Origin of the sequence: uncultured Thiocystis sp. (genome assembly GCF_903866365.1) — a bacterium.
Taxonomy (GTDB): Bacteria; Pseudomonadota; Gammaproteobacteria; order Chromatiales; family Chromatiaceae; genus Chromatium.
This window is the reverse complement of sequence record NZ_CAIPNF010000065.1, coordinates 1-9,450: the sequence shown is the minus strand read 5'-3', so window position 1 is coordinate 9,450 and position 9,450 is coordinate 1. Positions and strand designations below refer to the sequence as shown.

At 62.5% G+C, this 9,450-nt stretch carries 8 protein-coding genes and 2 pseudogenes; 6 read left to right on the top strand and 4 right to left on the bottom strand.

Annotated elements, in window-relative coordinates; translation table 11 throughout:
* Nucleotides 1-376: pseudogene (gene cca / locus QZY07_RS04395) on the top strand (multifunctional CCA tRNA nucleotidyl transferase/2'3'-cyclic phosphodiesterase/2'nucleotidase/phosphatase); the annotation flags it as partial.
* Between the two features lie 210 nt (nucleotides 377-586).
* On the opposite strand, the gene gloB reads toward cca, so the two are convergent.
* Genes gloB through QZY07_RS04380 form a run of 3 tightly spaced genes read right to left on the bottom strand, consistent with a single transcriptional unit; the run spans nucleotide 587 to nucleotide 4,355 of the window.
* Nucleotides 587-1,363, bottom strand: coding sequence for a hydroxyacylglutathione hydrolase (gene gloB / locus QZY07_RS04390; protein WP_295400084.1), 777 nt, complete (start codon nucleotides 1,361-1,363; stop codon nucleotides 587-589).
* Nucleotides 1,364-1,392: 29 nt separating this feature from the next.
* Nucleotides 1,393-3,345, bottom strand: a complete 1,953-nt coding sequence (dxs, locus tag QZY07_RS04385; RefSeq protein WP_295400082.1) for a 1-deoxy-D-xylulose-5-phosphate synthase — start codon at nucleotides 3,343-3,345, stop codon at nucleotides 1,393-1,395.
* 59 nt (nucleotides 3,346-3,404) lie between these two features.
* Complete coding sequence (locus tag QZY07_RS04380) at nucleotides 3,405-4,355, bottom strand: LysR family transcriptional regulator (protein WP_295400080.1); 951 nt, start codon at nucleotides 4,353-4,355, stop codon at nucleotides 3,405-3,407.
* Between the two features lie 209 nt (nucleotides 4,356-4,564).
* On the opposite strand from QZY07_RS04380, the gene QZY07_RS04375 reads away from it, so the two are divergent.
* Nucleotides 4,565-5,983 (top strand): form I ribulose bisphosphate carboxylase large subunit, encoded by a 1,419-nt coding sequence (locus tag QZY07_RS04375; RefSeq protein ID WP_295400078.1) that lies wholly within the window; start codon nucleotides 4,565-4,567, stop codon nucleotides 5,981-5,983.
* A gap of 196 nt (nucleotides 5,984-6,179) precedes the next feature.
* Nucleotides 6,180-6,536 (top strand): ribulose bisphosphate carboxylase small subunit, encoded by a 357-nt coding sequence (locus QZY07_RS04370; RefSeq protein WP_295400077.1) that lies wholly within the window; start codon nucleotides 6,180-6,182, stop codon nucleotides 6,534-6,536.
* Nucleotides 6,537-6,702: 166 nt separating this feature from the next.
* On the opposite strand, the gene QZY07_RS04365 is transcribed toward QZY07_RS04370, so the two are convergent.
* Nucleotides 6,703-7,515 (bottom strand): Fic family protein, encoded by an 813-nt coding sequence (locus QZY07_RS04365; protein ID WP_295400075.1) that lies wholly within the window; start codon nucleotides 7,513-7,515, stop codon nucleotides 6,703-6,705.
* A 131-nt stretch (nucleotides 7,516-7,646) separates the two neighbouring features.
* Between QZY07_RS04365 and QZY07_RS04360 the strand changes: the two genes are divergently transcribed.
* The 3 genes and pseudogenes from QZY07_RS04360 to QZY07_RS04350 all read left to right on the top strand — a co-directional run.
* Nucleotides 7,647-8,453, top strand: coding sequence for a CbbQ/NirQ/NorQ/GpvN family protein (locus QZY07_RS04360; RefSeq protein WP_295400074.1), 807 nt, complete (start codon nucleotides 7,647-7,649; stop codon nucleotides 8,451-8,453).
* Nucleotides 8,454-8,504: 51 nt separating this feature from the next.
* Nucleotides 8,505-8,888 (top strand): GxxExxY protein, encoded by a 384-nt coding sequence (locus QZY07_RS04355; protein WP_295400073.1) that lies wholly within the window; start codon nucleotides 8,505-8,507, stop codon nucleotides 8,886-8,888.
* A gap of 40 nt (nucleotides 8,889-8,928) precedes the next feature.
* Nucleotides 8,929-9,450: pseudogene (locus QZY07_RS04350) on the top strand (VWA domain-containing protein); the annotation flags it as partial.

Genomic DNA, 9,450 nt, shown 5'->3' with positions numbered 1-9,450 from the left:
GTGCGACCGTTTCAAGATCCCCAACCGCTGTCGCGAACTGGCGCGTATCACGGCCCGCGATCATGGTCTGGTCCACAAGGTCGATGAACTGCGCGCGGGGACCATTCTGGATCTGCTCGAAGGGGCCGACGCCATCCGCCGTCCGGCGCGTTTCCAGCAGATGCTGATCGCCTGCGAGGCCGACTATCGGGGCCGGACCGGTTACGCGGAACGCCCCTATCCGCAAGGCGAGCGATTGCGCCGCCTGCTGGAGGTCGTCGCCGGGGTGGATGTCGGCACCATCGCGCTCGCGGCGCGCGAGCCACGGTTGATTCCGGAACGGATTCGAGCGGCGCGGATCGGTGCGATCAAGGCCGAGAGGCGGGAGCCGGATTAAACCGCGTCCAGCATGACCTGCGCGGTTTTGAGCGAGAAGCGGTTTTGAGCGAGAACAAGACTTGCCTTGCCGAAAGAACGTCGCTGTTGACGCGGTTTACGTTTTTAATTGCTTGTTCATTTCAGCCGCGTCAGCGCTAGCGCCGATTGGTTCAGGTGAGACCGAATCGATGTACAAACAACGCATGCCGCCCCGGACGCGGTTGAATCGTCAATCGTACCTTTCGTCTTTCCAGCGCCGTAAGGCCGTGAACACCTCGGCCCGAGAGTCAAGCGCGCGGCCGGCAAAGGCTTCGGCGGCGGCGATAACGCCCGGCTCGCCGGTGCGCAGAAAGGGATTGGTCGCCAGTTCCAGAGCGAGCCGCGAGGGGACCGTGGGCTGACCGGCATCCCGTCGCTGCCGGTCGGCGTGAAGGCGGGCCGCCAGCGCGGCGCTATCCGGCTCCACCCAGCGGGCGAAACCCAGGTTGGCCAGGGTGTATTCGTGGGCGCAGTAACAGAGCGTGTCGCCCGGCAGGGCGGCAATCCGCTCCAGCGAGTGGGCGAGTTGTTCGAAGGTGCCGTCGAACACCCGTCCGCAGCCGGCGGCGAAGAGGGTGTCGCCGCAGAAGAGACGGCCTGCGCCAAGATAGGCGATGTGCGTGGCGGTGTGACCGGGAACCTCCAGCACGCGGAAGCTCGCGCTTAATCCGACAGGCTGGAAGACGTCGCCCTCACCCACCCGATCGGTCAGAGCGCGGATTCGCCGGTCGTCCGGTCCATGGATGCGCGCCTCGGGAAAGGCCGCGAGCAGGTCGTCGAGTCCGCCGATGTGATCCTGATGATGATGCGTGACCAGGACCGAGGTCAGCGTCAGATGCTCGGCCTCCAGCGTCTCCAGCACCGGGTCAGCGTCACCCGGATCCACCACCACGGCGGTGCCCGAACCTTCCGTCAGCAGCCAGAGGTAGTTATCGGAGAAGGCATGGATCGGGCGGACTTGAAGCATCGTCGTTTATCGCGCTCGGCGTTCACTTTTCAAGCGCCGATCCCTTGCTGGCGCGGTAGCTCAAAGGAGGCTTGCGCGGCGTCATCCGGAGCCAGACGATCAAGTTCGGCACGCACGCTGGCGACGATTCCGGCCGCGTCCAGCCCGCAGCTTGCCAGTTGCTCGGCGTGCTCGGCATGCTCGATGTAGCGGTCCGGCAGCCCGAGGTGCAGGCAACGCACCACCAGACCCTGCGCGGACAACGACTCGGCAACCGCGCTGCCGGCACCACCCGCGATGGCGTTCTCTTCCAGGGTGACCAGCAGATCGTGCCCCCGCGCAAGCGTCAGGATGAGCGACTCGTCGAGCGGTTTGACGAAACGCATGTTCGCGACCGTGGCATCCAGGGTTTCCGCCGCCTCCAGCGCGGGCGGAACCATGCTCCCGAAGGCGAGCAGGGCAACCCGCTGGCCCCTGCGAATCATCTCGCCACGACCGATGGGAAGCGCGGGCGCGTCCGGATCGATCGCGACCCCCGGCCCGCTGCCGCGCGGGTAACGCACCATCGCCGGCCCCTCATGCTCGTAGGCGGTCCTGAGCATCTGGCGACATTCGTTTTCGTTCGACGGGGCCAGGATGATGAGCTTGGGGATCGGACGACCGAAGCTCAGATCGAAGCTCCCGGCATGCGTGGCACCGTCCGGCCCGACCAGCCCGCCCCGGTCGACGGCGAAGGTGACGTCCAGGTTTTGCAGACAGACATCGTGAATGAGCTGATCGTAGGCCCGCTGGAGGAAGCTGGAGTAGATCGCCACCACCGGTTTGAGACCCTCGCAGGCCATGCCGGCGGCCAGGGTTACGGCGTGCTGCTCGGCGATGCCGACATCGAAGAAGCGATCCGGAAACCGCTTGGAGAAGGCCGTCAGGCCCGAGCCCTCGCACATGGCCGGGGTGATGCCAACCAGGCGCGGATCCAGTGCGGCGGCATCGCACAGCCAATCGCCGAAGATCTGGGTATAGCTCGGCCCCTTGCTCTTACCCTTGCGCATCTCGCCGGTACGGCAATCGAAGGGGGTGACGCCATGGTAGATCGTCGGCTGACCCTCGGCCGGCTCGAAGCCGTGGCCTTTATGCGTGACGACATGCAGCAGACGCTGTCCCGGCATCCCCTTGACATTGCGCAGTGTCTTGACCAATGAATCGAGATCGTGACCATCGATGGGGCCGATGTAATTGAACCCCAACTCCTCGAACAGGGTGCTGGGCATCACCATACCTTTCATGTGCTCTTCCCAGCGACCCACCAGATGACGCAACTGGGGCAGTCCGGCCAGCGCGGTCTTGCTGCCCTCGCGCATGGTGGTATAGAGCTTGCCGGACAGGAGCCGGGCCAGATGATCGCTGATGGCCCCGACTGGCGGGGAGATGGACATCTCGTTGTCGTTGAGAATGACGATCAGATCGATATCCATCGAGCCGGCATGGTTCAACGCCTCGAAGGCCATGCCGGCACCCAGCGCGCCATCGCCGATCACGGCGATGACGGCCCGGCGCTCGCCGCGCTGCTTGGCGGCCAGGGCCATGCCGAGCGCGGCACTGATCGACGTACTGGAATGGCCAACACCAAAAGTGTCGTAGGCGCTCTCGCTGCGTTTCGGAAAACCCGAGGGACCACCCTTCTGACGCAAACAGCTCATCTGTTCGCGCCGACCGGTCAGAATCTTATGCGGATACGCCTGATGGCCCACGTCCCACACCAGACGATCGCGCGGGGTATCGAAGACGTAATGCAGGCCGATGGTCAGCTCCACCACGCCGAGACCGGCCGCCAGATGACCACCGGTCTTGGACACGCAGTCGATCAAAAAACCGCGCAGTTCGCTCGCGAGTTCGGGAAGCTGATTCTGGGACAACGCCCGCAGGTCGACGGGGCTATCGATCGAATCAAGAAGTTGGCGTCGGTTCGAGGCGACACCGGAATCGCCCAAGGTGCGGTGCGGCATGGTGAAGATGTCTTTTTTTTGACGGATTGGCTAGTTTAGACGATTCGCGTCCGGGCTGCTCACTGGAATAAACGCGGTTTTCCTGATGGATTTTCGAGCCGAAACAGGGGCGGCGCGGCAATGGTCGCCGCCTCCGCGACGACGAAATCCCGAAAGGCGCGCGCCACCGGCGACAGTCGTTTGCCGCGCCGATAGACCAGATGCCACTGACGCAGGTCCGGGAAACCCTCGACATCCAGGGTCACGAGCCGTCGAGTCTCCAGTTCCAGTTCGATGGTGTGCAGCGACACCACGCTCAGTCCCAGACCCGAGCGCACCGCCTGCTTGACCGCCTCGTTGCGGGTCATCTGCATCCCGTGGCGAATCGTCAGACCGCGCTCGCTGAAGAAGCGTTCCATGGCTTGCCGGGTGCCGGAGCCGGGCTCGCGCATCACGAAGACCTCCTCGGCCAGTCGCGCCATTGGAATGTTCCGCTCGCCCGTCAGTGGGTGATCCGGGGGCGCGATCACCACCAGCGGGTTGTCCATGAAGACCTCGGATTCGACATCGATGTCCCTGGGCGGGACACCCATCAGCACCAGATCGACCGCATTGCTTTCCAGCAAGTGGACCAGCGTCTCGCGATTGGTGACATCCAGGCGCAGACCGACCCCCGGATAACGCTGCTGGAAGACCGCTAGCAGTCGCGGCGCGAAATAGTTGACCGTGCTTGCCACCGCCACCTGCAAACGCCCGCGGCTGATACCCTTCAGCGACTCCAGAACCTCCGCCATCTCAAGCAACGAGCGGTTGATCGCAAGGCTGTAATGATGGACCTCCTGGCCCGCCTCGGTCAGCACGATGCGCTTGCCCAGTCGCTCGAAGAGTGGCAGCCCGACTTCATCCTCAAGCTGGTGAACCTGCATCGAGACCGCCGGCTGGCTGAGATGCAGTTCCTCGGCGGCGCGGGTGAAGCTCAACCGGCGCGCGACCGCCTCGAAGACCCGGAGTTGTCTTAATGAAAAATGCACGCTGCGAAACCGGCTGAATCCGGACAAACCCAGGTCATAAGTAAATTGCTATGGAACTCATAAGAAACCTTGAGTGTTCATTATAACCTTATTCCCGCTATGATTTATCCAGGTTCAGCCACTCACTGGATTCACCGCGATGCAAGGCGGTACCCCCAAGGCAGAGCCGGCGAGACATCACCACACTTTAACACTGAGGACTTTCCAGCATGGCTAAGACATACAGCGCGGGCGTCAAGGAATACCGCGAAACGTACTGGATGCCCGATTACACGCCGAAGGATACTGATCTGCTGGCCTGCTTCAAAATCACCCCGCAGGCAGGTGTGCCGCGCGAGGAAGCCGCCGCCGCCGTCGCCGCCGAATCCTCGACCGGCACCTGGACCACGGTCTGGACCGATCTGCTGACCGACCTCGATCATTATAAGGGCCGCGCCTACGCCATCGAGGACGTGCCCGGCGACGACACCTGCTACTACGCCTTCATCGCCTATCCCATCGATCTGTTCGAGGAAGGCTCGGTCGTCAACGTCTTCACCTCGCTGGTCGGCAACGTCTTCGGCTTCAAGGCCGTGCGCGCGCTGCGCCTGGAAGACGTGCGCTTCCCGATCGCCTATGTCATGACCTGTAACGGCCCGCCGCATGGCATCCAGGTCGAGCGCGACATGATGAACAAATACGGCCGCCCGCTGCTCGGCTGCACCATCAAGCCCAAGCTGGGTCTGTCGGCCAAGAACTATGGCCGTGCCGTCTACGAGTGTCTGCGTGGCGGTCTGGACTTCACCAAGGACGACGAAAACGTCAACTCGCAGCCCTTCATGCGCTGGCGTCAACGCTTCGACTTCGTGATGGAGGCCATCGACAAGTCCGAGCGCGAGACCGGCGAGCGCAAGGGTCACTATCTGAACGTCACCGCGCCGACCCCGGAAGAGATGTACAAGCGCGCCGAGTACGCCAAGGAGATCGGCGCGCCCATCATCATGCACGACTACATCACCGGCGGCTTCTGCGCCAATACCGGACTGGCCCAGTGGTGCCGCGACAACGGCATGCTGCTGCACATCCACCGCGCCATGCACGCGGTGCTCGACCGCAATCCGCACCACGGCATCCATTTCCGCGTGCTGACCAAGATTCTGCGTCTGTCCGGCGGCGATCATCTGCACTCCGGCACCGTGGTCGGCAAGCTGGAGGGCGACCGCGAGGCAACCCTGGGCTGGATCGACATCATGCGCGACAGCTACATCAAGGAAGACCGCAGCCGCGGCATCTTCTTCGATCAGGACTGGGGCTCCATGCCCGGCGTCTTCCCGGTCGCCTCCGGCGGCATCCATGTCTGGCACATGCCAGCGCTGGTGACCATCTTCGGCGATGACTCGGTCCTTCAGTTCGGCGGCGGCACCCTGGGCCATCCCTGGGGCAACGCGGCCGGCGCAGCGGCCAACCGTGTTGCGCTCGAAGCCTGCGTGCAGGCCCGCAACGAGGGTGTCGCGATCGAGAAGGAAGGCAAGGAAGTCCTCACCAATGCCGCCAAGAGCAGCCCCGAGCTGAAGATCGCCATGGAAACCTGGAAGGAGATCAAGTTCGAGTTCGACACCGTCGACAAGCTCGACGTGGCGCACAAGTAATTTGGATCGAACCGCAAAGGCGCAAAGGGCACGAAGGCTTTAATTCTAGTGTCTTCGCGTTTTGCGGTTCGCCAAGAGCGAGCAACTCACTGTCCCAGATTCAATCGTTGAGGTTCGGAGGGCGTTCGTCAGTCTCGCACAAGAGCACTTCGCGTCCTTTGCGCCTTTGCGGTTCCAAATTCGAGAGTAAATAACCATGAGCGAAATGCAGGATTACCCCTCCAGTCTCGAAGACGTCAACAGCCGTAAGTTCGAGACCTTCTCCTATCTGCCGGCGATGGCGGCCGACAAGATCCGCAAGCAGGTCGAGTACATCGTCGCCAAGGGCTGGAATCCGGCGGTCGAGCACACCGAGCCGGAAAACGCCTTTGACCACTACTGGTACATGTGGAAACTGCCGATGTTCGGCGAGACCAATGTCGATGCCATCCTGGCCGAGGCCGAGGCGTGCCACAAGGCGCACCCCAACAACCATGTGCGCCTGATCGGCTTCGACAATTACGCCCAGTCGAAGGGCGCCGAGATGGTGGTGTTCCGCGGCAAGCCGGTCTGACCCAGGCGAGGTCGTCCGCGATCGAGAGAACGGGAAGCGGAACGTCCCAATGGGGTTCCCGGCAGGGCTGGGAACCCCGTTAGGAGATGGGTTCCGAGACGATCAAGGACGAGGTTTCAACCAGAGGGTTTCGATGAACGTCACCGTTGCTCAGCCACGACTCGCGTCAACGTATCCGGCTCGCCTGCTGGGCGCTTGCCTGATCGACCAGCGCGCGCGTCGCCGCGTAAGCCTCATGGCAAAAGCCCCGAAAAGGCGCTTCCAGCTTGGGTTGGGGCCAGAGGCCAGCGGCCGGGGTCAGCGGTCCAACAGCGATCTGATACTCGGCCAAGGTGTCGATATACCGCTTGCGCTGCCTCGCATCGATCACCACCGGCAGATGACCGGAACGCAACACTGGAAGATTCGCCAGCAGACGCGCCAGACGTCCATTGTCATCCCAGAACGGGTGAATGTGCACGAATCCCAGGTGCAGACGAGCATAGGCGTCGAGCGCATCGGTTTCGCTCAATTCGCCGCGAGACAAACGATTCAACGCCTCGCGCCAGGCCGCCATCAGCACCGGCACGTCTGCCGGCGCGGCGTATTCGATAAAGGTCTGACGCCCGTCCGCGGTCACCGCATAGGTTCCATTGGATTCCCGTTTCCAGGCGCCGCACGGCTTGAGGAAATCCAGCGTCACCTGATGCTGCACCGCGCGATGCAGTTCGAACAGCCGATCCTGGGTCAGATCCTCGTCAAGCCAGCGGTAGATCAGCTCGATGGCGCGTGCATGCCCCATGACCTCCTGGTGATCCTTCAGCGGCTTGCCGGAGACCGTCAGACCCTCCTCGATGACGAATTTCGTCTCGCCCAGAGTCAGCGTATTGCCTTCGATGGCGGTGGATCCATGCGTCCAGAGATCTCGGATCTGACCCAGCAAGGCGGCCCGGAGGTCCGGATCAAGGCCCGCGAAGGCTTTCAATTCAATGCTGTTCATGACGGCGTGGACTCCTGAACCGTGATCGACGTCGTTGACCCTGCCCGAACCGCAAGGCATCGTGACGACCCTGGTTTCAATGTAACTCATTCGGCCACCGCAAGGCCCAGAACGGCGAAGAGAGAATCCTGATGACCGACAGCGACCGTAACCAATATCTGATCGAACGCGAACCCTACTACCGCCCCGTGCACAACGAGGTGGAGATGTACACGGCGGCTTACGAGGCCCGCATGCCGGTCATGCTCAAGGGGCCGACCGGCTGCGGCAAGACCCGTTTTGTCGAATACATGGCCTGGACACTCGGCAAGCCGCTGATCACCGTCGCCTGCAACGAGGACATGACCGCCTCGGATCTGGTCGGGCGCTTCCTGCTCGATATCAACGGCACCAAATGGCAGGACGGCCCGCTTACCGTCGCCGCGCGGATCGGCGCCATCTGCTATCTCGATGAAGTCGTCGAGGCGCGTCAGGACACCACGGTCGTCATCCATCCGCTGACCGACCATCGCCGCAATTTGCCGCTGGAGAAAAAGGGTGAGCTGGTCCAGGCGCACCCGGATTTCCAGATCGTCATCTCCTACAACCCCGGCTATCAAAGCCTGATGAAGGATCTGAAGCAGTCCACCAAGCAACGCTTCGGCGCGCTCGATTTCGACTACCCCACCGCCGAGATCGAGACCGAGATCGTCGTCCACGAGGGCGGAGTCGACCAGTCGACCGCCGAGAAACTGGTCCAGGTTGCCCATCGCAGCCGCAATCTCAAGGGACACGGACTGGACGAAGGCATGTCGACCCGGCTCCTGGTCTATGCCGCCCAACTCATCGGCAAGGGCATCGACCCGCAATCCGCCGCCCGCATGGCCCTGGTCTGCCCCCTGACCGACGATCCGGACATGCGCGATACCCTGGACGCGGCGGTGAAGACGTATTTTTGAGCCTTGGTTTGAACCGCAAAGACGCAAAGGACGCGAAGGAGATTGGTTGTGATGCCTGATGAACGCATCGAACGGCTCGCGTATATGACGATCGGTGCCGCCATCGAAGTCCATCGGCATCTCGGCCCGGGATTTCTCGAAAGCGTTTATGAAGCCGCTTTGACGGTCGAGTTAGAAAGCAGGGGAATTGAATGCCAGCGCCAGGTCGGTGTGGCAGTTGAATACAAGGGTATCCGGGTTGGAGAGGGCCGATTGGATTTGCTGGTGGGCGGGGCGTTGATCGTGGAACTCAAGACCGTCGATGTGCTCCTGCCGATCCACAAAGCCCAGTTGCTCTCTTATCTCAAGGCGCTAGGTCAACCGCTTGGACTTTTGATTAACTTCAAGGTTCAGGTACTCCGACAGGGTATCCAGCGCGTCATTCTGACGAACTGAACAATCTTCGCGCGCTTTGCGCCTTTGCGGTTCAAATACCATGAGCATCGACTTCAGCGAATACCTCTCCTGTCTCAAAGCCGATCCCGAGCACCCGCACGCCCAGGCGCTGGAGGCGAGCTATCACGAGGCGGCGCGGGTGATGTCTGCGCAGGGACTGGGGCATTATCTGACCGGCATCCGCGCCATGTGCGGGCTGAACAGGGGAACGGATCTGGTGCTGACCTACGTCCAGGAAATGCCGGGGGTAGCGAAAGAGGTCGGCGAGGACATTATCCCCGAGGTCGTCAGCGCGCTGATGAAGCTCGCCTCGCACACCTCGGGGACCGTGGTCACCCTGATGATGGCCAACATGCCGCTGGCCGCCAGCCGGCTCGGCGATGCCGAGGTGCTGCGCGGCTATCTCAATCTGCTCCATCAACTCGCCGGCAAGGCCCCGCGCGGTCTGCGCCCGATGATGGAGAACATGGACGAACTGCTCTCCAAGCTGACGCTCGGCGGGCTGCGCCGCTGGGCGCTCTGGGGCGCGCAGGCGCATGCGCGGGATCTGGACGGACAGATG